Source organism: Paraburkholderia unamae (assembly GCF_003268775.1).
Taxonomy (GTDB): Bacteria; Pseudomonadota; Gammaproteobacteria; order Burkholderiales; family Burkholderiaceae; genus Paraburkholderia; species Paraburkholderia unamae.
This window is the reverse complement of sequence record NZ_QLSU01000018.1, coordinates 126,051-146,160: the sequence shown is the minus strand read 5'-3', so window position 1 is coordinate 146,160 and position 20,110 is coordinate 126,051. Positions and strand designations below refer to the sequence as shown.

Sequence of the window (20,110 nt, the reverse complement as noted above, 5' to 3'; positions counted from 1 at the left end):
CGTGTTTATTGGGTTTTGTGTGATCTCGGCATGTCGTGAAGACAATCTTAAGCCCTGTTTTGCCTGTATCGCGAAGTTGTATTTTTTCGTTGTTTAGATCAGAATGCGCTCAGGCAAAACCCGAGGACCCTCTATGCATTCCCCGTCTCAACTCTCCGCTGCACCCGCCACGGGCCGCGACGCCTTCTGGATGCCGTTCACCGCCAACCGTCGCTTCAAGTCCGCGTCGCAGCCACTGTTCGTCGAAGCGGACGGCATGTATTACGTGCGCGACGACGGCAAACGCGTGCTGGACGGCATCGCCGGGCTGTGGTGCGTGAACGCGGGCCACCGGCGCACGGAAATCGTCGACGCCATCGCGCACGCGGCGTACCGCCTCGACTACGCCTCGTCGTTCCAGATGGGCCATCCGCTCGCCTTCGAATACGCCGAGGCGCTGCTCGACACCGCGCCCGCCGGCTTCGGCCAGGTGTTCTTTTCCAACTCCGGCTCGGAGGCCGTGGACACCGCGCTCAAGATCGCGCTCGCCTATCACCGCGCGCGCGGCGAGGGCCAGCGCGTGAGACTCATCGGCCGCGAGCGCAGCTATCACGGCGTGGGCTTCGGCGGCCTGTCGGTCGCGGGCATCGGCGGGCAGCGCAAGGCGTTCGGCAACCTGCTGCCGTTCGTCGATCACCTGCCGAGCACGTACGACCGCTCGCAGATGGCGTTTTCGCGCGGCCAGCCCGCATGGGGCGCGCATCTCGCCGAAGACCTGGTGCGCCGCATCGCGCTGCACGATCCTTCGACCATCGCGGCGGTGATCGTCGAGCCGATCGCGGGTTCGACGGGCGTGCTCGTGCCGCCCGTGGGCTATCTGGAGCGCCTGCGCGAAATCTGCGACGCGCACGGCATCCTGCTGATCTTCGACGAGGTCATCAGCGGTTTCGGGCGCGTGGGCGACACGTTCGCGGCCACGCGCCTGAACGTCACGCCTGACCTCATCACGAGCGCGAAGGGCCTCACCAACGGCGCCGTGCCGATGGGCGCGACCTTCGTGCGCACGCCGGTGTACGAAGCGCTGATGCAAGGCTCGATCGACAGCATCGAGTTCTCGCACGGCTATACCTATTCGGGCCACCCGCTCGCCTGTGCGGCGGGTCTCGCGGCGCTTCAGATCTATCGGCGCGAAAATCTGTTCGAGCGCGCACGCGGGCTCGAAGCGCACTGGGAGAAGGCCGCGCATGAACTGGCTTCGCGCCGGGGCGTGCTCGACATCCGTAATTTCGGACTGCTTGCGGCTATCGATCTCGCGCCGTGGCCCGGCGCGCCGGGCAAGCGCGGCTACGACGCGCACCGGCGCTGCCTCGAAGCGGGCGTGCTGATACGCGCGGCGGGCGACACGATGCTGCTTTCGCCGCCGCTCATCATCACGCCGGAGCAGATCGACACGCTGTTCGCAACGCTCGCCGACGCGCTCGACGCGAATGCCGACGGAGCGAGCGCATGACCCTGGACGCACAACAGCCGCTCATGTTCATCGGCGGCGCATGGACGGCGGGCGAGGGGCAGCCGCTCGTGCTGCGCGACCCGGCCACGGCGCAGCCGTTCGCCGAGTATCGCGGCGCGTCGCCCGCACAGGTTGCGCAGGCCCTCGACCGCGCGGACGCTGCGTTCCCGCGCTGGGCGGCCACGCCCGCGCGCGAGCGGCGCGCGCTGCTGCGCGACGCCGCGGCGCGGCTCGTGGAGCGCATGACGCCGCTCGCGGCGCAGCTCACGCGCGAGCAGGGCAAGCCGCTCGCCGAAGCGGTGGGCGAATGGCAGGCCGCCGTCGATACGCTGATCTGGTACGCGGACGAAGCGGTGCGCGCGTATGGCCGCCTGGTGCCCGCCCGCCAGGACGGCGTGCAGCAGGGCGTGCAGCACGAGCCGATCGGCCCGGTCGCGGCCTTCGCGCCGTGGAACTTTCCTGCGCTCACGCCCATGCGCAAGATCGGCGCGGCGCTCGCGGCGGGCTGCACCTGCATCATCAAGCCCGCCGAGGAAACGCCGCTCAGCACGCTCGCCATCGCGCAGGCGCTGCGCGAAGCGGGATTGCCGGACGGCGTGCTCAACGTCGTGTATGGCGACGCGCCCGCCATCGCGGCGGCGCTGATCGAGAGCCCCGTCATCCGCAAGATTTCGTTTACCGGGTCGACGCCGGTGGGCAAGGCGCTCGCCGCGCGCGCGGGCGCGCATGCGAAGCCGCTCACGCTGGAGCTGGGCGGCCACGCGCCGGTGGTGGTGTTCGACGACGCCGATCTCGACCTCGTGGTGCGCCAGGCCGGTGCGGGCAAGTTCCGCAATGCGGGGCAGATTTGCGTGGCGCCGACGCGCTTTATCGTCCACGAGGCCGTGCACGATGCGTTCGTCGCGAAGCTCGGCGCTTACGCGCAGGCCTTGCAGACCGGCGCGGGCGCACACGCGGGCACGCAGATGGGGCCGCTTGCGAACGCGCGGCGCGTCGCCCATATGGCGGCGCTCGTGGAGGACGCGCGCGCGGGCGGCGCCGTGGTCACGACGGGGCGCACGCATGACGGCCCGGGCTTTTTCTGGCCCGCGACCGTCCTGCACGATCTCGCGCCCGACGCGCGCATCCTGCACGACGAGCCGTTCGGCCCGCTCGCGCCATGCGTGCGCTTCGGCCGCTTCGACGAGGCGATGCGCATCGCCAACGGCGTGCCGTTCGGGCTCGCCGCCTATTGCTTCACGCGCTCGCTCGACACGGCGCACCGCGCGGGCAACACCTTGCGCGCGGGCATGGTGGGCGTGAACACGACGCGCGTTTCCCTGCCCGAGCTGCCGTTCGGCGGCGTGGGCGAAAGCGGTTATGGGCGCGAGGGCGGCGTGGAGGGGCTGGAGCCGTATCGGGTCACGAAGTCGGTGAGTCTTGCGTGGGGCGCGGCATGAGCGGCGCGCCGGGGTCCGGTAGAATCCGCGAGTATCTTCTTTCGACCGGATTGCCCGCATGAGCCGTTCCGCCGCCACGCCCGATGCCGCCGAGCACTTCAGCCCGCTCCAGATCGATCTCGCTCGCCGCCTCACGCAGCAGATCGTGAGCGGCGATCTCGCGCCGGGCCGCCATCTCTCCGAAAACAGTCTCGCGGCGGAGTTCCAGGTCTCGCGCACGCCGGTGCGCAGGGCGTTGCAGTTGCTCGTCGAACACGGGCTCGCGGAATTTCGCGCGCAGGAGGGCACGTTCGTGGCCGCCGCGCCGCCGCGCGTGGCCCCCGATATTGGCGGCAGCATGACGAGCGACGAGCTGTGCCACCGGCTGCTCGACGACTACGCACACGGCCGGCTGCCGAGCGCGTGGAACGAGTCGGAACTGCTGGAGCGCTACGACGCGCCGCGCAGCGTGCTGAACAAGGCGCTTGTGAGCCTCGCTTCCGACGGCCTGATCGAGAAGCGCAAGGGGCACGGCTGGCGTTTCCTGCAACCGGTGAGCGAGCCGGGCACGACGGAGGAGAGCTACCGCTTTCGCATCATTCTCGAATGCGGGGCGATGCGCGAGCCGGGCTTCCGGCCCGACCCGGCGCAGCTTGCGCGCCTGCGCGAGACGCACGAAAGGCTGCTCGCCCAGACCGACGCGCAGCCGCACGCGGCGGAACTCTTCGCCGTGGGCACCGACTTTCACGAAACCATCGCGAGCTTTTCCAACAACCGCTTCGTGCTGCAAGCCATCCAGCAGCAGAACCAGATGCGCCGGCTCTCGGAGCATCTCTCGCACTTCAACGGGCCGTGGCACGTGCCGTCCTGCAACGAGCACCTCGACATCATCGCGGCGCTCGAAGAAGGCGACATCGACTGGGCGATGGCGCTCATGCGACGCCATCTGATGCAGTCGCTCACGCGCAGCGCGGAGATTTGAGCGCCGGGCCCGCGGGTGCCTGACCCCGCGCGGCTTACTTCGGCGAAACGTCGATATCGCCGAAGTATTTACGCGCGAGCGACGTGACCGTGCCATCGGACTCCAGCTTCGCGATAGCCGCGTTCAGGCGCTCGCGCAACGCGGTGTCGCCCTTGCGCAGGCCAAACGCCACGCCGCTGCCAAGAATCTTGTCGTCGCGCGCGGCCTCGCCCACGAAGGCAAAGCCCTTTCCTTCGGGCTGCGAAAGAAAGCCCTTCTGACCGGCGGGCGCGAGCACGAGCGTGCCGTCCAGGCGCCCCGCGCCGAGATCCGCGTAGATCTGGTTCTGGTCCTGGTAGGGCACGACGGTCACGCCCGCGGGCTCCCAGTGCACCTTCGCGTACGTTTCCTGAATCGACGACTGGAGCACGCCCACGCGCTTGCCCTTGAGCGACTCGGGCGTGGCCACGAGCCCGCTGTCGCTGCGCGCGATGAGGCGGCTCGGCACGCGGTAGATCACGGTCGTGAAGTCGATGGCCTCGCGGCGCTTGGCCGTGGCGTTCATGGCCGAATTGATGGCGTCGAACTTGCGGCCCTGGAGCGCGGGGATCAACCCGTCGAACGAGGTTTCGACCCATTTGCAGGTCATGTGAGCCGTGGCGCACACGGCGTTGCCGATGTCGATGTCGAAGCCTTGCAGCGTGCCGTCGGCGGCCTTGGTTTCGAACGGCGGGTACTGCGCCTCCACGCCGAAGCGCAGCAGGTTCGTATCGGCATAGGCCGAGGCCGGGCCGAGCACGCCGGCTACGCATGCCAGCGCGAGGAGCGCGTTGAGTCGCTTCATGGGAAATCTCCGTGCCGTGTGGTTCTGTGATGCCGTGAATGCGGTGGGCTCAGATCGTGCAAAGCCGGCGTGCGCCTTCAAGCAATGTTTCGTCATCCTTCGCAAAGCTCAGGCGGATCAGGCCTTCGTCGGTGCCGTCGGTGTAGAACGCCGAAAGCGGAATGGTCGCCACGCGCGCGTCGCGAATCAGGCGCAGGACGAAGTCGCTGTCGCGCTCGTCGGAGAACGCGCGAAAGCGCGCGAGCAGGAAGAAGCTGCCTTCGCTCGGCAGCAACTCGAAGCGCGAGCCTTCCAGCGCGCGCACGAGCAGGTCGCGCTTGGCCTGATAGAACGCTGAAAGACCCAGATAGCTTTGCGGCTCGGCCAGTGCTTGCGCAAACGCGTACTGCATGGGCGTGTCGGCGGAAAACACCATGAATTGATGGACCTTGCGGATCTCGTCCATCAGCGCGGCCGGTGCGAGGCAGTAGCCCACGCGCCAGCCCGTGACGTGATACGACTTGCCGAACGACGAAACGATCACGCTGCGCTCGGCCAGCTCCCGGTAGCGCGCCATGCTCCGGTGCGGCGCGCCGTCGAACACCACGTGCTCGTAGACCTCGTCGGAGAGGATCACGATGCCGGTGTCGCGCGTGAGCGCCGTGAGGCGCGCAATGTCGCTCTCGCCGAAGATCGTGGCCGTGGGGTTGTGCGGCGTGTTCACGATGATCATGCGCGTGCGCGGCGTGATGGCCGCGCTCACGGCGTCCCAGTCCACGCGGAAGTGCGGTTGCGCGAGCTTGATCGCCACGGGTTTGGCGCCTTGCAGGCGCACGATGGGCGCGTAGCTGTCGAACGAGGGCTCGAAGTAGATCACTTCGTCGCCGGGATGCACGAGCGCGCTGATCGTCGAATACAGGCCTTCGCTCGCGCTCGCAAGCACGGTCACTTCGCTGGCCGGGTCGTAGCGCGCGCCGTGCAGGGTTTCGAACTTCGCGGCGAGCGCCTCGCGCAGCGCGCCGAGGCCGGCCATGGGCGCGTACTGGTTGTGGCCGGCGCGCATGGCGGCGGCCACGCCGTCGATGAGCGCGGCGCTCGGGTCGAAGTTCGGCGCGCCCTGTGAAAGGTTCAACGCCTGATGTTCGGCGGCAAGCTGGCCGATCACGGTGAAAATCGTCGTGCCCACATCGGGCAGCTTGGAGCGGGCGGGGGCGGCGCTCTGCATGGTCGGTCTCCCTGAGGGCGGCGCGTGGGCCGCAGGACTTAAGGACGCGAGACTGCCGAAAGACGGGCTTTCGGGCCTCGGGCCAGGCGGCCCATTACGCCGAAAGAGCGCCGCGCATGCAATCGATTAATTCTCATGGCCGCCATGCGCCACCGTCATGGCGCGTTTTGATGGGGCTCCAGGGCGCTTCAGGGTGCATCCACGCCGCGGTCCTGCTCGATCCACGCGCTGAAGAGTTGCACCTTCTGTTGCTGCGCCACGCACTCGGGATAGACGAAATAGTAGCGCGAGCCCGTGGGCACGGCGAGTTCGAACGGCATGACGAGGCGGCGCGCTTCGACGTCCTCGCGCACGAGCGTGCGGTCGCCGATGGCGACGCCGAAGCCCTGCATGGCCGCCGTGCCTGCAAGGTCCAGTGACGCGAACGTGGGGCCGAGGTTGGCGTCGACCTTCTTCGCGCCCGCGCGCGCGAGCCACAGGCGCCAGTCGGCGTGGTCGCGCGTGGGGTGCAGCAGGGTTTGGTGCGCGAGGTCGTCGGGCTTCCTGAGCGCGCGGCGCGCGAGCACCTCGGGAGTGCACACGGGCGTGAGATATTCGTCGAAGAGCGGCACCGCGTGCACATCCGCGCCCGGCGACGAACCGTAGATGATCGCGGCATCGAACGGCTCCGCCTGGAAGTCCACTTCGTGCCCCCACGTGGTCGTGATCTGGACTTGCAGGTCGGGGTGCTCGTTCTGGAAGCGCATGATGCGCGGGAGCATCCAGCGCATCACGCAGGTCGGCACCTTGAGCGACAGTTCGGTGCGCTGGCGCGTGAGGCGCTGCGAGGCTTCCTCGATGCGCCCGAAGCCGTCGCGCACGGCGGGCAGCAGTTGCTCGCCCTCGGCGGTGAGCGTGAGTCCCTTCGGCGAGCGGCGAAAGAGCGGCAGGCCGTAATACTGTTCGAGCGCGAGGATCTGGCGGCTCACGGCGCCCTGCGTGAGACACAGGTGCTCGGCGGCGCGCGTGAAGCTGCCGTAGCGGGCGACGGTTTCGAAGATGGGCAGGGCGTTGAGCGGAGGCAGGCGTCTCATGGCGGTCGAGGGAGCGGACGGGCGCGCGCGCCGCTCGAGGGGACTTGAGGGCGCGATCGAGTCGCTATGATACGACGAGCCCGGCGTTGCGCCTGCCGTGCGCCAGCGAGGTCAATCGCTCGCGCCGCCCTCGGCCGGATGCATTTGTGCCGCGCGCGCCGCGTCGATCGTTGCCTGCGCACCGAACAGCGCGCGCAATCCCGCCGCCGAGAGGAACATCGCCTGCGCGTCATGACCGGCATCCGGCACCTCGTGCCACTGGTGGCGCAAGTGGGGATGGCGTGCGCGCAAATACGCGTAATAGGCGCGGGCGCGCGCGAGGCGATGCGGCCCTTGCGCGTTCGCCGCGCACGAGCGGTCGAGCGCCGGATGCGCCGCGTCGCAGTCGCGCGAGCCGGCCAGATAGACGACTTCGCGCTCCACATAGCGGCGCTCGAATGCCGTGGCGTCCGGCGAGGCGGCCGCATAGCGCGGCAGCTTGCGCATGCCGTATTTCCAGTCGTCGACGCCGGGGCAGGCCGCGAAATCGGCCGGGCGAAATACGCCATCCGGTTGCGGGCGCAACGAATCGAAATACACATACGACGAGGGATTCGCGATCACGAACCGCACGGCCACGCCGCGTTGCGCGCAGCGCTCGGGCGCACCGCTCAGGATCGCGTGACGATGCGCGACCTGGGCTCCGCCCGAATGCCCCGCGATCACGATTTCGCGCAGCGCCGGGTAGCGTGCACGATCGGCAAGCTGCTCGGCAAGGGCGTCGAGCACGTCGAACGAGCTGAGCGGAGCCGGGCCGCGCGCGTCGAAGCCGCCCATCCACGCGGTCCATTCCCAGTGCAGGCAGTCCGCTCGTGTGGCTTGTGTGTGATGGTGCTCGACATCGGCGCTCGCGAGGAACTGCGGCACCACGACGAGCGTGCCGTCGTCGTGTGCCGAGGAGGCGGCGCGCGCGCGCAGCGTGGAGTGCAGGTAGGCGTCGGCGTCACGCAGGCGGCCATGCAGCACGATGAGGGCGCGCGTTGCGCGCGCGGGCTCGGCGCAGCCGCCGACGAACATCGGCACGCTCCCGCTGCCTTGCGGCGTGGCGACCGGCAGCCAGACGTCGCCGATCGCCCGCACCGGGTATTCGTTGCGTGCGCGCGTTTCGTCGGTTTCGCCGGTTTCGCCTGCTTTGTGCGTCTGACTCGCGATGAACGGCTCGCTCATGCGGACTCCGATTCGGTGGGCCGCGCATCGGGCTCGCGCACGAGACGGCGTCCCGAAGCGCTTGCCGCGACCAGCGCGAGCGAAATCAGACCGCTGACGATCAGATACCAGGCCGGCACGATGCGCGAGCCGGTCACGCCGATCAGCGTCGAGACCGTGAGCGGCGCCATGCCGCCGAACAGCGTGACGGCGACGTTGTACGAGAGCGCGACGCCGGTCGAGCGCGTGGAGGTGGGAAAGAGCTGGGTGAGCATGCCCGGATGCGCGCCCGACATCAGGCTCAGCACGACGGTGGCGATCATTTGCGCGGCGAACACGCGCTCGGGCGTGGGCGCAGCGAGCACCCACGCGAACAGCGGCCAGGCCGCGCAGATCCAGACGATCGTCACCGGAAAGAACAGGCGGTAGGCGCCGAAGCGGTCGGCAAGCTTGCCCGCGAGCGGATAGCCCACGATGCCGATCAGCCCCGAGACCGCCGTGCCGAGCAGCGCGCTCTTGAGCGGCAAATGGAGCTGGCGCTCGACATAGAGCGGCATATACGAGTGCCAGAGATAGTTGGTCGCCGCACCCACGGCGATCACGCCCACGGCGCACAGCGCGGCGTCGCCGCGCTCGCGCAGGAAGGTGCGCAGCGACTGGCGCGGCGCGTGGCCGAGCCGCTTGCGCAGCTGCATGAACTCCGGCGACTCGGCGACCTTGTGGCGGATATAGAAGCCGACCGGCCCGACCAGCGCGCCGAGCAGGAAGGGCACGCGCCAGCCCCAGGCCACGAGCGAAGCGGGCGAGAGCTGCGTGGTGAGCAGGAAACTGCACGCGGAAGACAGCAGCAGTGCGACGGCCTGCGAGGTCATCTGGAAGCTGCCGTAGAACATCTTGCGGCCGGGCGGCGCGTACTCGGTGAGCATGGAAGCGGCGGTGGCGAACTCGCCGCCTACCGAAAGCCCTTGCAGGATGCGCGCGCACAGCACGATGAGCGGCGCGGCGATGCCGATCGTCGCGTAGCCGGGCGTGAGGCCCATGAGCAAGGTGCTCGCGGCCATCAGCACGATGAGCGCCGACAAGGTTCTGCGCCGCCCGTAGCGGTCGGCGAACGCGCCGATCACGACGCCGCCGAGCGGGCGCACGACGAAGCCGATGGCGAAGGTAGCGAGCGTGAGCGTGATCGACAGGAAGCTGCTGTGCACGGGAAAGAACACGTGCGCGATGGTCTTCGCGAAGTAGCCGTAGATGAGGAAGTCGAACCACTCCAGCCCGTTGCCGATGACCGAGGCGAGCACCGCGCGGCGCACCTGGGAGGTGGTGAGGCGCGGGGCGTCGAGCGCCGCCGGGCCTGCTTCAAGGATCGATTGCATATGTCTCCGGGAGTCGTCGTTGGTGTTGTTCTCGAAGACTAAGGAGTCGCGCGGCAAATGTAAAATACATATCGGATGGGGTTGCCATATCCATAACCTATACCGGAGCTTTCGTATGGAGCTGCGTCACCTGCGCTACTTTCTCGCGGTGTGCGAGGAGCGCCAGTTCACCCGCGCTGCCGCGCGCTTGCATATGCAGCAGCCGCCGCTTTCGCAGCAGATCCAGGAACTCGAACAGGAACTCGGCTTCGCGCTTTTCACGCGCCAGCCGCGCGGCGTGGAACTCACCGCGCCCGGCGAGGCCTTCGCTGCTTGCGCGCGCAACCTTCTGCGCACGCTGGAGCAGGGTGTGACGCACGCGCGGCGCGTGGCGCTCGGGCAGGTGGGCACGCTCCATGTGGCGCTCACGAGTTCGGCCGCGTTTCATCCGCTCGCGCCCGCCGTGATCCGCGCGTTTCGTGACGGGCATCCCGACATCGCGATCGAACTCAGCGAGATCAACGCGGCCGAGATCATCGAGATGATGCTGAACGGGAGTGTCGATGTCGCGATCCTGCGCAAGCCGATCGACACGCCCACGGAGCTGCGCTTCGAACTGATCGCGCAGGAGCACATGCTGCTCGTGTTGCCGGTCGGCCACCGGCTGGCGGGCGCGCGTGCAGTGTCGCTCAAGCGTCTCGCGGGCGAACCGTTCATTTTCGTGCGGCGGCCGGGGGCGCCCGGCATGTACGCCGATTTCGTGCGCGCGTGCGAGGCGCAGGGCGTTCAGCTGCGCGTGGTCGACGAGGTGCCGCGCATGGTCACGGCGATCAATCTCGTGGCGGCGGGCGGCGGCGTGACGCTCGTGCCCGCTTCCATGCGGCGCTACCAGCAGGAGAGCGTGCGCTACTGCCGCGTGGCCGGCGACGACGCGTTTCGCGCGCCGCTGCACCTCGTGACGAAGCCCGCCGCGCAGAGCCCGGCGGTGGAACGCTTCCGGCAGACGGTGTTCGCCTTCGCCCAGCGAAGCGGCGCGCGCGGCTGAGCCGGGGTGCCGAGACCACGGCTACGGCCGACTGCCGTGGCGAAAAAATTTGGTTCCCACCCCTTTCGTATTGCCCGGCCTTGCCGTTAACCCGTATGCCTCGAAGCGGGCGCAAGCGCAATCACACGAGCAAGACGAAGGGAACGTGGCAACGAGAATCATCGAAGGGGCGGCAGTCCGGGCCGCCACAGGGGTAGAAGCGGCTCTCGCAGGGCGTGTGCCCGTGCAGGCGGACGCGGCGGGCGCGCATGCCGCGAGCGGGCTTGCGAAGCTGCGCCGGTTGAGAAGGCATAAGACGGAACTCATTTTGCTGGCGGTCGCGACAGGCTGCGTGATGGCTTTCGCCTTGTGGCTCGACGGACAACTCCGCCCGGCGCTCGACACCCGCGAGCGCAACGAGCGCGCCGCCGAGGAACTCCACGAGCGCATCGCGCCCTGCCTGCCGAGCGCGGGGCGCAGCCCCACGTCCTGGTGCGGTGCGGTGACGATTCCCCCGCCGCCGCCCATACCTGTCTCGCCCATTCCGCTCATCGCGGGCGCGCCCGCGGCATTCTGCACGGCCAACGGCAGTCCGTCCTGCTGATCGCTTTTTCGCGCGTCGCCGTGGCGCAGTCGCCGGTGGCGTTGGGGGAAGTTGATGAGGCGCAATCCCAGCGGCACTGCACACGCAACTCGTGATAGCAATGCTTGCACTTCCGGTCCTCGATGCTATCATTGATAGCAGGTATTTGAGGAGCCTGGCGATGGCAAATTTACTGGTCCGCAACGTCGACGAAAGTCTCGTGCAAAGTCTTCGTGAACGTGCTGCCGCGCATGGCCGCAGCGCGGAGGCGGAGCATCGGGACATTCTGGCAAAGGCGTTGCGTACGCCGAAGCGCAAGAGCTTCGTGGAGGTGCTACAGAGCATGCCCGAGGTTGGCGAGGACTCGGATTTCGACCGGATCGACGACGGAGACGCTCCGCGTGTATTTGGTTGATACGAACGTCATCAGCGAGGTCCGCAAACGCGAGCGCGCCAACAAAGGCGTGCGGTCGTTTTTCCGCGAAATCGCGCGCAACGACAGCGAACTCTATCTTTCCGTTGTCACGATTGCGGAGCTCCGGCGCGGCGTCGAGTTGATCCGGCACAGGGGGGACACGGAGCAGGCCGCGATCCTCGAAACCTGGCTGGGCGCGATTCTGCGCGAGTACGGACATTGCGTGCTGCCCGTCGAGGAGGAGGTCAGCCAGGTGTGGGGCCGTCTTCGCGTGCCACATCCTGAGCATGCATTGGACAAGCTCATTGCGGCCACGGCCTTGATCCACGATCTGACCGTCGTCACGCGCAATGTGGACGACTTCTCCGGTACGGGCGTGCGGCTTCTGAATCCTTTCGAGTAGGTGTGGGGCAGCGCGCCACGGCCGTCCATCGTCACACTTGCGCCTCTGCGGCCAACCCCTCGCACGTCCCGAACAACAACGCGCGCACCCAGCGCTGCCCCGGCGTGCGATGCGTGCGCTCGTGCCAGGCGAGCGTCTTGGTGAACCCCGGCACCTCCAGCGGCGGTTCGACGACTGCGAGCCCCTGCACGCCCTGCGCGAGCCGCGACGGCACCACGGCGATCAGGTCGCTCGTGAGCAGGATGTCGGGCAGCACGAGAAAGCTGTTCACCGAAACCGTCACGCGTCGCGCTCGCCCGATGCGCGCCAGCGCTTCGTCCGTCACGCCGCTCAGGCTGCCGCCCGCATACGACACCAGCGCATGATCGAGCGCGCAAAAGCGCTCCAGCGTGAGCCGCCGGGCGGCGGCGGGGTGGTCCGCGCGCATCACGCAAACATAGCGCTCGTCGAACAGGCGCCGCGCGTGCAGGTCGGCGGGCGTCGTCTCCGGAGTGATCAGGGCCATATCCACGTCGCCGCTTTCGAGTTGCGCTTGCAGGCGCTCGTGCTGCACCGGCACGATCACCGCGCGGATGCCGGGCGCCTCCTGGCGCAGCCGCGCGAGAAAGGGCACGACCACGGCGCGCAGCGCGTAGTCGGTCGAGGCGATGGTGAGCGTCAGCTCGGCCTCGCGCGGCTCGAAGGCCGGCGCTTGCAGCATCTGCTCGATGTCGCTCAACACCTGCTTGAGCGGCGCGGCCAGTTGCAGCGCGCGCTCGGTCGGCACGATGCCACGTTGCGAGCGCACGAACAGCGGATCGTCGAAACTCTCACGCAGGCGCGTGAGCATCGCGCTCACGGCGGGCTGCGTGAGCGAGAGGCGCTGCGCCGCGCGCGTGACGTTGCGCTCGTCGAGCAGGGCGTCCAGCGCCCTCAAGAGGTTTAGATCGAGCATCCTGATATCACCAAGGTTTATGGCTGAAATAATAAACCTCGATTGGCGTTATTTCAGCCTGGCGCGCATGATTTCTCGTGTCCACCCAATCCGACCGCATCGAAAGGTAACGAACATGAACGAGATTTTCTGGCCCGAAGACTATCTGCCCGGCACGACCGACAACTTCTGCTCCAACGAAGTCATCGTCGCGGGCCTGAGCACCGCCGATATCTGGCCGCTCCTGAACAAGGCGACGGTGTGGCCGAGCTACTACGACAACGCGTCCGATGTGCGCTTTCACGACGGCAAAGGGCCCGAACTCAGCGCCGGCGCGCGCTTTCAGTTCAAGACCTTCGGCTTTCCCGTCGAATCGGAGGTGACCGAGTATGTGCCGCCCGCTGCCGGACAGCCCGCGCGTGTGGCGTGGCACGGCTGGGCCGAAGGCGACGCCGAAACGCGCCTCGACGTGATTCATGCGTGGCTCATCGAAGACCTTTCCGGCGGCCGCGTGCGCGTGCTCACGCAGGAATCGCAGAAGGGCAAGCCCGCCCGGCAACTCGCGAAAACGCGCCCCAACCCGATGATCAACGGGCACCAGGACTGGCTAGACGGGCTCGTCGACGCCGCGCGCCAGGCCCAGGGAGCACGGCAATGAAGGCCGCCGTGGTGCGTGCGCCGGGCGGGCTCGACCGCATCGAGATTCTCGACATCGCCGAGCCCGGCGCGCCCGGCGCGGGCGAAATCCGCGTCGAGCTGCATGCCACGTCGCTCAATTTTCACGATCTGCTGGTCGCCAACGGCGCGATCCCCACGGCCGACGCTCGCGTGCTGATGTCCGACGGCGCGGGCGTGGTGTCGGCGGTCGGCGCGGGCGTGACCGGGTTCAAGCGCGGCGATCACGTGGTGTCCTGCTTCTTTCCGCAATGGCCGGACGGCCTGCCGTGGCAGGCCGTGGGCAACTTCGCGCAAACGCCCGGTGATGGCGCGGACGGTTACGCGACCTTGCACGCGGTGCGGCCCGCGAGCGCCTTCACGCTTGCGCCGCGCGGCTGGACGCATGCCGAAGCGGCCACCATCACCACCGCGGGCCTGACCGCGTGGCGCGCGCTGGTGGCGGACGGCGGCCTCAAGGCCGGCGACACGGTGCTCACGCTCGGCACGGGCGGCGTGTCGATCGCGGCCGTGCAGATCGCGCGGATGATGGGCGCGTCGGTCATCGTCACGTCGTCATCCGATGAGAAGCTCGCGCGGGCGAAGGCGCTGGGCGCCGATCATGTCGTCAACTACCGGCAGCACGAGCAGTGGGGCGCGCTCGTGCGCGACATCACGGGCGGCAAGGGCGTGGATCACGTGATCGAAGTGGGCGGGCCGGGCACGCTCGCGCAGTCGATCGACGCGGTGCGCGTGGGCGGCCACATCGCGCTGATCGGCGTGCTCACCGGGCGCGAGGGCACCGTGCCGACTTCGGTGCTCATGGCGAAACAGGCGCGCCTGCAAGGCCTGATCGTCGGCAGCCGGCGTCAGCAGCAGGACTATGTCGCCGCGCTCGATCATGCGGGCATTCGTCCCGTGCTCGACCGCACGTTCGCGTTCGACGAGCTTGCAGATGCCTTCCGCCATCAGCAAGCCGGTGCGCACTTCGGCAAGGTTTGCGTGGCGTGGTGAGCCTGGCGGCGCTCGTGGAGCGCCGCTTTTCTCGTTTTGTAATTAATAAGCATTTCGAAATGATAGGCGAGGCTTCGCGCATCCACGCATTTACAACGCCTCACGAGATGATATAAATGAAGCGCGTACGGCAAAACCGATAACGACAAGAGCCGGGTACATCCCCTGCTCAGGAGCCCCCATCATGCCGCTTTCCCGTCGTCGTTTCATGATCCTCGCCGCTTCCGTTGCCTCGTCAGCCGCGCTTTCCTCCGAAGCGCGCGCCGATGCGCCGGTTCTCTCGGAAAGCGATCCCACCGCCGTGGCGCTCGGCTACAAGACCGACGCCAGCAAAGTCGACAAGGCGAAATTCCCGCGCTTCCAGGCGGGTCAAACCTGTGCCAACTGCCAGCTTTTTCAGGGCAAGCCCGGTGCGCCCAACGGTCCGTGCGCGACCTATGGCGGCAAGCTGGTCGACGCCAAGGGCTGGTGCAACGCTTACGTCAAGAAAGCTTGACGCGCGCGTTCAGGGCTTGCGCCCGAACGCTTCGCGCAGTTTCCCTTTTGCCTTCACGAGCGTGTCGCGGCGCGACCTCGGCAGGTTTTTGCCTGCGCGATTGATATAGAAGTTCAGCATCGACATGGCCGACTGAAACGGCGTGCCCTTGCGGCGGCGGCTGCGCAGTGCCGACGCTTTGAGCGACTGCGCAATCGCCTCGGCGCTGTAGCTCCTGAACACGCCCGCTTCGATGTCCATGGCGTCGCTCGTTTGCGTCACGCGTTGCGACCAGCGGGTCGTCGCGCCACGTTTTGCGTGCCGAGCTTTCGTGTGAGCTTTGGCGGCGCTCGCATACGCGTGACGTTGCCGCGCCGGGCGGCCGCCTTTGCGCCGTGTGGAAGGGTGCCCTCTCGTGCTCATGCGCTTCACTCCTGACGATTTCCCTTCGCTGCGCAAACGCGGTGCCGCTGCTGCGCTGTCCGGTGGCCTGATGGACCCGGCACGCCTGATGCGTCTACTCAGGCGTGCACGTACAAGGTTTGAAGAAGGTGCCCCGTGCGAGCGCGCAACCGGCAAGGAGGAAATCGATCATGACATCAACTCCACGCTTCGAGGTGAACGTGTGCGGGGGCGATTTCCAGCACGTCTGTGAATGCTTCCGCGAATGGAAAAAGGAGGTCCTGATCTACCGAAAGGACCAGAAGATGTTCGAGGGCCGCGAGGAGGTGCGCCCGCTTAAGCGGCGCAACTACGACAACACCGAACAGGCACGCAAGGCGCTGCAAAACGCATGCAGCCCGCAGGACGCCTATGCGCTGGCCGCCGAAGTGAGCAATGGCGAACGCGACATGTGGATCGTGATGGCCGCTTACCACGAGTAGGACGAATAGAGGCAGCGACCATCGTGCCATTAAGCCTCATTGGAGGTGGGGTTAAATAATTACAAGCAGCGCGTGCGCAATTGCAATCGGCGCACACGAGGGAGGGATCAGATGAAGAGCACTGCGAAACGAGATGCACCGCGAGGTGCACAGCGAGCCGCACGGCGCTACGCGCTGTGGGTGCTCGGCGCGCTCGTGCTCACGCAGGGCGCTGCGGCGTGCAAGCGCGTGAACGAAGGCGAGCACCCGCAGACCCAGAGCAGCACGAGCGGGCAGATATCGAACGGCGTGGCGTCGGCGTCGCCGCAAACCGCGCAGCCGGGACCGGCCAGCGGGACGCGGCAGTGAGCCGGTAAAAAGAAAGCCTTAGCCCGCTTCGATCACGCGTCGGTGGCCGGATGCGTCATCGTGAGCACCATGCGGAACCTCGCCTCGCCGGATTTCATCTTCAGCCAGGCTTCGTTGGCGCGCTCGAACGGCAGCGTTTCGATCATCGGGCGCGCGCCGCTCAGCACGCTAAAGCGCAGCGTCTTTTCGTTCTCCCAGGGCGAGCCGGTGAGCGAGCCCACTACGCTTTGCTCGCCCACGACGAGCGGCCCGGCGGCCACCGCCAACGGATCTTTTCCCGCGCCCAGCAGCATCATGCGTCCTTGCGGCGCGAGTCCGCGCATGAGCGCGCCGACGCTCGCCGCGTCGCCCGCGGTGGCGACGATGGCCTGTGCGCCACCCATCTGCGTGAGGCGCGCCGCTGCGTCGTCGCGGGCCGTGTCGAGATAGTGATGTGCCCCGAGCGCGAGCGCGTCGGCGGCGATATCGTCGCCCCGGCCAATGGCGACGACTTCGAAGCCCATGCGGCGCGCGTACTGGAGCGCCATATGCCCCAGTCCGCCGATCCCGAACACGGCGACGACATCGCCCGCGTCGGCGCCGCATTTCCTGAGCGCGTTGAATGTGGCGATGCCGGCGCACAGGATCGGCGCGGCCTCTTCGGCGTTCAGTTCGGCGGGGATCGCCACGAGCCCGGTGCTGCGCGCCAGCATCATTTCCGCGTAGCCGCCGTCGCAGGTCGCGCCCACGAATGGCTGCTGGCGGCAGAGTTGAAACTGGCCGCGACGGCACGCGTCGCAAGCGTTGCAGTGGCCGCCCAGGCGTCCTACGCCCACGCGCTGCCCCACGCGCCACAGGGGCGGCGTATCTGCACCCATTGCCGCGATGCGTCCCACAACTTCGTGACCCGGCACGCGCGGCGAGGCCAGTGCGGGGTCCGCCTGTTCGATATCGGCGGCGTCCGCGCCGCATACGCCGCATGCTTCGACCTCGATCAGCACTTCGCCGGGGCCGGGCGCGGGCACGGGACGTTCCACCAGTTCGAGCACGCCGGGGCGCGTGACCTGCATGGCGCGATACGTGGTTTTCATGATGCAGGAGTCCTGACGATATCGATGGCGTGCTCGTGGGGGAAAGGTCGCGCGATCAGGCTTTCGGCAATGCGGCGTGCGCGTCGAGCACGCGCGCCGAATACGTGAGCGCCGCGCCCGCATTGAGCGCGATCGCCACGCCCAATGCTTCGGAGATTTCCTCCACCGTCGCGCCATGCTCGACCGCCTTCTTCACATGCACGGCGATGCAGCCGTCGCAGCGCGTGGTCACGGCCACCGCCAGGGCGATCAGTTCATGCATCTTCGGTTCGAGCTTGCCCGTTTTCGCGGCTGCGCCGTCGATCGTCATCAGGCCGCGCATGACGTCCGGGGTGATCTGCGCGTATTCGCCCACGCGCGCGAGCAGCGCGTCGCGGTAGAGGTTCCAGTCTTGCATCATCGTCGTGTGTCCGGTTGGGTTAGGCGTGCAGCGGCTTCAGGCGGCTTCGTAGATGCGCACATTCGGCGCATCTTCCAGCAGCGGTTTGAGCGCGCCGACGACATCGGCCGTGAACAACGCGCTGGCGAGATAGGACTGCGCATGCGCGGCGCTTTCGAAGCCGTGCAGCACCTGCACGTCCTCGTCACGCACGAGCAGTTCCTTCGACTTCGCGCCTGCGATCGTTGCGAGGAACGGCGCTTTGTATTGGCGATAAACGCCTGCGGCGGCGGCACGGTTGGCGGCGGCGATTTTCAGGGTGATTTGCAGATAGACCATGATCGGGTTCCGGTATGTGGCGGGGTCGAAAAGTGAGGCAGGTTTCAGGCGTGGCGCCCGGCCATCACGCCGCCGTCCACGGGCAGCACAGTGCCGGTGATCCACGAGGCGTGGGGCGAGGCGAGGAACAGCATGGCGTCGGCGACATCGGCGGGCTGGCCGTTGCGCCCCAGCGGGTGGAACGCGTTGAACGACGGCAGCGTCGCCTTGACTTCGTCCTCCGTCATGAAGGTGCGATAGACCGGCGTTTCCACCACGCCCGGCGCAACCGTATTGATACGGATGTTCGACGAAGCGAGTTCGATGGCGAGATTGCGTGTGAGCGCGTGCACGCCGGCATTGGCTGCGGAGTAGGCCGCGGAAGGCGTCGCACCGATGGCCTGGAGCGCCCAGAGCGAGCCCGTCTGCACGATCGCGCCGCCGCCGCGCTGTTGCATGGCCTTCGCGGCCGCTTGCGCCATGAAGAACTTGCCCTTGAGGATCGTGTCGAGAAAGCCGTCGTACTCGGCCTCGGTCACGTCGAGGAAGGCCTTGGGCCGGAAAATGCCGGCGTTGTTGATGAGAATGTCCACGCCGCCGAACGCCTCGGTTGCCAGAGCGACCAGCGCGGTCGCGGTGGCGGGCAGGGCGATGTCGCCCGCGTGAAAGCGCACGTTCGCGGCCGTGGCGTCGATCTCGGCGGCCGCCTCGCGCAGCTTCGCCGCATCGCGCCCGCCGATCACCACGCGCGCGCCCGCCTTCACGAGCCGCGCGGCGACTTCCTTGCCGATGCCGGAACCGCCGCCCGTGATGATGGCGACCCTGGACGAAAAATCAAAAGAAAAACTTTGGCTCATGACGACTCCTCGGAGAGGCTGAAAGGGGACAAAGACCGCGGAAAATGCGTTGGATTTGCGTCATTGATTGATGCCCATTCTGTGCGCATGCCGCCGCGTCCACAAATCAGATATTCTGTCTGCGGTTGATAGAAAATCTTTAGATCATGACGACCCCGGTCTATCTGAACGCCATGCGCGCCTTCGAGGCGAGTGCCCGCCATCAAAGCTTTTCCGCGGCGGCGGCCGAACTGAACGTTACGCCCGCGGCCGTCGGGCAGCTCGTGCGCAGCCTGGAGGACTGGCTCGGCACGCCGCTGTTCGTGCGCGGCACCGGCGGCCGGGCGCGGCTCGTCGCCACCGAAGTGGCCGAGCGCGCGCTGCCCGATATTCGCGCGGGCTTCGACCGTCTGAGCCTCGGGCTCGAACGGCTCAAGGAAGGCGCGGCAAACGGCGTGCTCACGGTCACGGTCAGCCCCGCGTTCGCCGCCAAATGGCTGCTGCCGCGCATCGACGGCTTTCAGGCCGCGTGGCCCGACACCGATGTGCGGCTCGACACGAGCCTGAAGCTGGTGGACTTCGTCGCGCAGGGGGTCGATATCGGCGTGCGTTATGGCGCGGGCGCGTGGCCGGGCCTCACGGCGCTCAAGCTCATGGACGAGGAGGTCTACCCGGTATGCTCGCCCGCCATGCGCCGCGCGGGGAAATGGCGCACGCCGCGCGAGCTGGCCCGCGCGACGCTCATTCACGATCTTTCGGTTGATAGCCACGCGGGCTTCGCGTCGTGGGACGCCTGGTTCGGGAGCGTGGGCGCGCGCGGCGCGGCGGCCAGCCGCGGCATGAAAATCAACAACTCGGCCGCCGTGCTTCAGGCCGCGATAGACGGGCACGGCGTGGCGCTCGCGCGCAGCGTGCTGGCGCGCGACGATCTCGCGGCCGGCCGCCTCGTGCGCCTCTTTCCGGACGTGACGTTCACTTCGGCGCTCGCGTACTACGTGGTGTACCGGCCCGAGTGCGCGAGCCTGCCGCGACTCGCCGCGTTTCGCGACTGGCTCGTGAGCGAGGCGCGCAAGGACGCGCGCAAACGGGGCAACGGGAGCTAGCCCTACAGGCTCGATGCCGGGCATCGACCGGAAAGCCGGCGGAATGCCGATAATCCAGGCAAAATGCCCATCGGGTTGCACATTCTGACTAACACGAATGGCGCGCGCCGGGCATTGCCTGCATAGTCGCGGGTTTCGACAAGCATTACGGCAAGCGTTTCAGCC

Annotated in this window: 24 protein-coding genes; 13 read left to right on the top strand and 11 right to left on the bottom strand. The window is 67.7% G+C overall.

Features of this window, described 5'->3' with window-relative positions; genetic code table 11:
* Positions 1-133: 133 nt before the first annotated feature.
* The 3 genes from aptA to C7401_RS27095 are packed head-to-tail and all read left to right on the top strand — an operon-like array spanning position 134 to position 3,889.
* A complete protein-coding gene (gene aptA / locus C7401_RS27105) occupies positions 134-1,489 on the top strand; it encodes an omega-aminotransferase AptA (RefSeq protein WP_112174510.1) in 1,356 nt (451 codons plus the stop codon).
* Positions 1,486-2,928: an NAD-dependent succinate-semialdehyde dehydrogenase gene (locus C7401_RS27100; RefSeq protein ID WP_112174509.1), complete on the top strand. Its 1,443-nt coding sequence runs from the start codon at positions 1,486-1,488 to the stop codon at positions 2,926-2,928. The genes aptA and C7401_RS27100 overlap by 4 nt, the downstream gene beginning before the upstream one ends.
* 58 nt (positions 2,929-2,986) lie before the next feature.
* Positions 2,987-3,889 (top strand): GntR family transcriptional regulator, encoded by a 903-nt coding sequence (locus C7401_RS27095; protein WP_112174508.1) that lies wholly within the window; start codon positions 2,987-2,989, stop codon positions 3,887-3,889.
* Between the two features lie 34 nt (positions 3,890-3,923).
* Here the strand turns inward: C7401_RS27095 and C7401_RS27090 are convergent, their stop codons facing one another.
* From C7401_RS27090 to C7401_RS27070, 5 genes are all read right to left on the bottom strand, one after another.
* Entirely contained in the window at positions 3,924-4,712 is a 789-nt protein-coding gene (locus C7401_RS27090; RefSeq protein ID WP_112174507.1) for an ABC transporter substrate-binding protein, read from the bottom strand.
* 49 nt (positions 4,713-4,761) lie between these two features.
* Entirely contained in the window at positions 4,762-5,916 is a 1,155-nt protein-coding gene (locus tag C7401_RS27085) for a pyridoxal phosphate-dependent aminotransferase (RefSeq protein ID WP_112174506.1), read from the bottom strand.
* Between the two features lie 188 nt (positions 5,917-6,104).
* Positions 6,105-6,989 carry a LysR substrate-binding domain-containing protein gene (locus C7401_RS27080; protein ID WP_112174505.1) on the bottom strand — a complete coding sequence of 295 codons (885 nt, stop codon included), beginning with the start codon at positions 6,987-6,989 and terminating at the stop codon, positions 6,105-6,107.
* A 111-nt stretch (positions 6,990-7,100) separates the two neighbouring features.
* Entirely contained in the window at positions 7,101-8,195 is a 1,095-nt protein-coding gene (locus C7401_RS27075) for a hypothetical protein (protein WP_112174504.1), read from the bottom strand.
* Positions 8,192-9,547, bottom strand: a complete 1,356-nt coding sequence (locus tag C7401_RS27070; RefSeq protein ID WP_112174503.1) for an MFS transporter — start codon at positions 9,545-9,547, stop codon at positions 8,192-8,194. The genes C7401_RS27075 and C7401_RS27070 overlap by 4 nt, the downstream gene beginning before the upstream one ends.
* Positions 9,548-9,662: 115 nt before the next feature.
* Between C7401_RS27070 and C7401_RS27065 the strand changes: the two genes are divergently transcribed.
* The 4 genes from C7401_RS27065 (at position 9,663) to C7401_RS27050 (ending at position 11,951) form a co-directional block, all read left to right on the top strand.
* Positions 9,663-10,571 carry a LysR family transcriptional regulator gene (locus C7401_RS27065; RefSeq protein ID WP_112174502.1) on the top strand — a complete coding sequence of 303 codons (909 nt, stop codon included), beginning with the start codon at positions 9,663-9,665 and terminating at the stop codon, positions 10,569-10,571.
* 145 nt (positions 10,572-10,716) lie between these two features.
* Positions 10,717-11,154: a hypothetical protein gene (locus C7401_RS27060; protein ID WP_146758002.1), complete on the top strand. Its 438-nt coding sequence runs from the start codon at positions 10,717-10,719 to the stop codon at positions 11,152-11,154.
* A gap of 160 nt (positions 11,155-11,314) precedes the next feature.
* Entirely contained in the window at positions 11,315-11,548 is a 234-nt protein-coding gene (locus tag C7401_RS27055; RefSeq protein ID WP_112174539.1) for a FitA-like ribbon-helix-helix domain-containing protein, read from the top strand.
* Positions 11,535-11,951 carry a type II toxin-antitoxin system VapC family toxin gene (locus C7401_RS27050; RefSeq protein WP_112174500.1) on the top strand — a complete coding sequence of 139 codons (417 nt, stop codon included), beginning with the start codon at positions 11,535-11,537 and terminating at the stop codon, positions 11,949-11,951. Before C7401_RS27055 ends, C7401_RS27050 begins: the two co-directional genes overlap by 14 nt.
* Before the next feature lie 31 nt (positions 11,952-11,982).
* Here C7401_RS27050 and C7401_RS27045 read toward each other — a convergent pair whose 3' ends face one another.
* On the bottom strand, positions 11,983-12,885 hold the full coding sequence (locus C7401_RS27045) for a LysR family transcriptional regulator (RefSeq protein ID WP_112174499.1): 903 nt from the start codon (positions 12,883-12,885) through the stop codon (positions 11,983-11,985).
* 115 nt (positions 12,886-13,000) lie between these two features.
* Here C7401_RS27045 and C7401_RS27040 point away from each other — a divergent pair, with 115 nt between their 5' ends.
* The 3 genes from C7401_RS27040 (at position 13,001) to C7401_RS27030 (ending at position 15,028) form a co-directional block, all read left to right on the top strand.
* A complete protein-coding gene (locus C7401_RS27040) occupies positions 13,001-13,522 on the top strand; it encodes an SRPBCC family protein (protein ID WP_112174498.1) in 522 nt (173 codons plus the stop codon).
* Positions 13,519-14,532: a zinc-dependent alcohol dehydrogenase family protein gene (locus C7401_RS27035; protein ID WP_112174497.1), complete on the top strand. Its 1,014-nt coding sequence runs from the start codon at positions 13,519-13,521 to the stop codon at positions 14,530-14,532. Before C7401_RS27040 ends, C7401_RS27035 begins: the two co-directional genes overlap by 4 nt.
* A 184-nt stretch (positions 14,533-14,716) precedes the next feature.
* Positions 14,717-15,028, top strand: a complete 312-nt coding sequence (locus C7401_RS27030) for a high-potential iron-sulfur protein (protein WP_112174496.1) — start codon at positions 14,717-14,719, stop codon at positions 15,026-15,028.
* A 9-nt stretch (positions 15,029-15,037) separates the two neighbouring features.
* Here C7401_RS27030 and C7401_RS27025 read toward each other — a convergent pair whose 3' ends face one another.
* Positions 15,038-15,430, bottom strand: a complete 393-nt coding sequence (locus C7401_RS27025; protein WP_112174495.1) for a DUF3175 domain-containing protein — start codon at positions 15,428-15,430, stop codon at positions 15,038-15,040.
* 170 nt (positions 15,431-15,600) lie between these two features.
* Between C7401_RS27025 and C7401_RS27020 the strand changes: the two genes are divergently transcribed.
* Positions 15,601-15,891 carry a hypothetical protein gene (locus tag C7401_RS27020; protein WP_112174494.1) on the top strand — a complete coding sequence of 97 codons (291 nt, stop codon included), beginning with the start codon at positions 15,601-15,603 and terminating at the stop codon, positions 15,889-15,891.
* A gap of 111 nt (positions 15,892-16,002) precedes the next feature.
* Entirely contained in the window at positions 16,003-16,239 is a 237-nt protein-coding gene (locus tag C7401_RS44505; protein WP_146758001.1) for a hypothetical protein, read from the top strand.
* 32 nt (positions 16,240-16,271) lie between these two features.
* On the opposite strand, the gene C7401_RS27015 is transcribed toward C7401_RS44505, so the two are convergent.
* Genes C7401_RS27015 through C7401_RS27000 form a run of 4 tightly spaced genes read right to left on the bottom strand, consistent with a single transcriptional unit; the run spans position 16,272 to position 18,863 of the window.
* Positions 16,272-17,309 carry an alcohol dehydrogenase gene (locus tag C7401_RS27015; RefSeq protein ID WP_112174493.1) on the bottom strand — a complete coding sequence of 346 codons (1,038 nt, stop codon included), beginning with the start codon at positions 17,307-17,309 and terminating at the stop codon, positions 16,272-16,274.
* Positions 17,310-17,364: 55 nt separating this feature from the next.
* The gene (locus C7401_RS27010; protein ID WP_112174492.1) at positions 17,365-17,709 is read right to left on the bottom strand and encodes a carboxymuconolactone decarboxylase family protein; all 345 of its coding nucleotides are present in this window, start codon (positions 17,707-17,709) and stop codon (positions 17,365-17,367) included.
* A 36-nt stretch (positions 17,710-17,745) separates the two neighbouring features.
* Entirely contained in the window at positions 17,746-18,027 is a 282-nt protein-coding gene (locus tag C7401_RS27005) for a hypothetical protein (protein ID WP_112174491.1), read from the bottom strand.
* A 44-nt stretch (positions 18,028-18,071) separates the two neighbouring features.
* On the bottom strand, positions 18,072-18,863 hold the full coding sequence (locus C7401_RS27000; RefSeq protein WP_112174490.1) for an SDR family NAD(P)-dependent oxidoreductase: 792 nt from the start codon (positions 18,861-18,863) through the stop codon (positions 18,072-18,074).
* Between the two features lie 146 nt (positions 18,864-19,009).
* Here C7401_RS27000 and gcvA point away from each other — a divergent pair, with 146 nt between their 5' ends.
* On the top strand, positions 19,010-19,945 hold the full coding sequence (gene gcvA / locus C7401_RS26995; RefSeq protein ID WP_112174489.1) for a transcriptional regulator GcvA: 936 nt from the start codon (positions 19,010-19,012) through the stop codon (positions 19,943-19,945).
* The last annotated feature ends 165 nt before the right edge of the window (positions 19,946-20,110 follow it).

Coding starts and splice junctions, on each gene's coding strand:
- aptA (WP_112174510.1), top strand. CDS start 134: ATGCATTCCCCGTCTCAACTCTCCGCTGCACCCGCCACGGGCCGCGAC.
- C7401_RS27100 (WP_112174509.1), top strand. CDS start 1,486: ATGACCCTGGACGCACAACAGCCGCTCATGTTCATCGGCGGCGCATGG.
- C7401_RS27095 (WP_112174508.1), top strand. CDS start 2,987: ATGAGCCGTTCCGCCGCCACGCCCGATGCCGCCGAGCACTTCAGCCCG.
- C7401_RS27090 (WP_112174507.1), bottom strand. CDS start 4,712: ATGAAGCGACTCAACGCGCTCCTCGCGCTGGCATGCGTAGCCGGCGTG.
- C7401_RS27085 (WP_112174506.1), bottom strand. CDS start 5,916: ATGCAGAGCGCCGCCCCCGCCCGCTCCAAGCTGCCCGATGTGGGCACG.
- C7401_RS27080 (WP_112174505.1), bottom strand. CDS start 6,989: ATGAGACGCCTGCCTCCGCTCAACGCCCTGCCCATCTTCGAAACCGTC.
- C7401_RS27075 (WP_112174504.1), bottom strand. CDS start 8,195: ATGAGCGAGCCGTTCATCGCGAGTCAGACGCACAAAGCAGGCGAAACC.
- C7401_RS27070 (WP_112174503.1), bottom strand. CDS start 9,547: ATGCAATCGATCCTTGAAGCAGGCCCGGCGGCGCTCGACGCCCCGCGC.
- C7401_RS27065 (WP_112174502.1), top strand. CDS start 9,663: ATGGAGCTGCGTCACCTGCGCTACTTTCTCGCGGTGTGCGAGGAGCGC.
- C7401_RS27055 (WP_112174539.1), top strand. CDS start 11,315: ATGGCAAATTTACTGGTCCGCAACGTCGACGAAAGTCTCGTGCAAAGT.
- C7401_RS27045 (WP_112174499.1), bottom strand. CDS start 12,885: ATGCTCGATCTAAACCTCTTGAGGGCGCTGGACGCCCTGCTCGACGAG.
- C7401_RS27040 (WP_112174498.1), top strand. CDS start 13,001: ATGAACGAGATTTTCTGGCCCGAAGACTATCTGCCCGGCACGACCGAC.
- C7401_RS27035 (WP_112174497.1), top strand. CDS start 13,519: ATGAAGGCCGCCGTGGTGCGTGCGCCGGGCGGGCTCGACCGCATCGAG.
- C7401_RS27030 (WP_112174496.1), top strand. CDS start 14,717: ATGCCGCTTTCCCGTCGTCGTTTCATGATCCTCGCCGCTTCCGTTGCC.
- C7401_RS27025 (WP_112174495.1), bottom strand. CDS start 15,430: ATGAGCACGAGAGGGCACCCTTCCACACGGCGCAAAGGCGGCCGCCCG.
- C7401_RS27020 (WP_112174494.1), top strand. CDS start 15,601: ATGACATCAACTCCACGCTTCGAGGTGAACGTGTGCGGGGGCGATTTC.
- C7401_RS44505 (WP_146758001.1), top strand. CDS start 16,003: ATGAAGAGCACTGCGAAACGAGATGCACCGCGAGGTGCACAGCGAGCC.
- C7401_RS27015 (WP_112174493.1), bottom strand. CDS start 17,309: ATGAAAACCACGTATCGCGCCATGCAGGTCACGCGCCCCGGCGTGCTC.
- C7401_RS27010 (WP_112174492.1), bottom strand. CDS start 17,709: ATGATGCAAGACTGGAACCTCTACCGCGACGCGCTGCTCGCGCGCGTG.
- C7401_RS27005 (WP_112174491.1), bottom strand. CDS start 18,027: ATGGTCTATCTGCAAATCACCCTGAAAATCGCCGCCGCCAACCGTGCC.
- C7401_RS27000 (WP_112174490.1), bottom strand. CDS start 18,863: ATGAGCCAAAGTTTTTCTTTTGATTTTTCGTCCAGGGTCGCCATCATC.
- gcvA (WP_112174489.1), top strand. CDS start 19,010: ATGACGACCCCGGTCTATCTGAACGCCATGCGCGCCTTCGAGGCGAGT.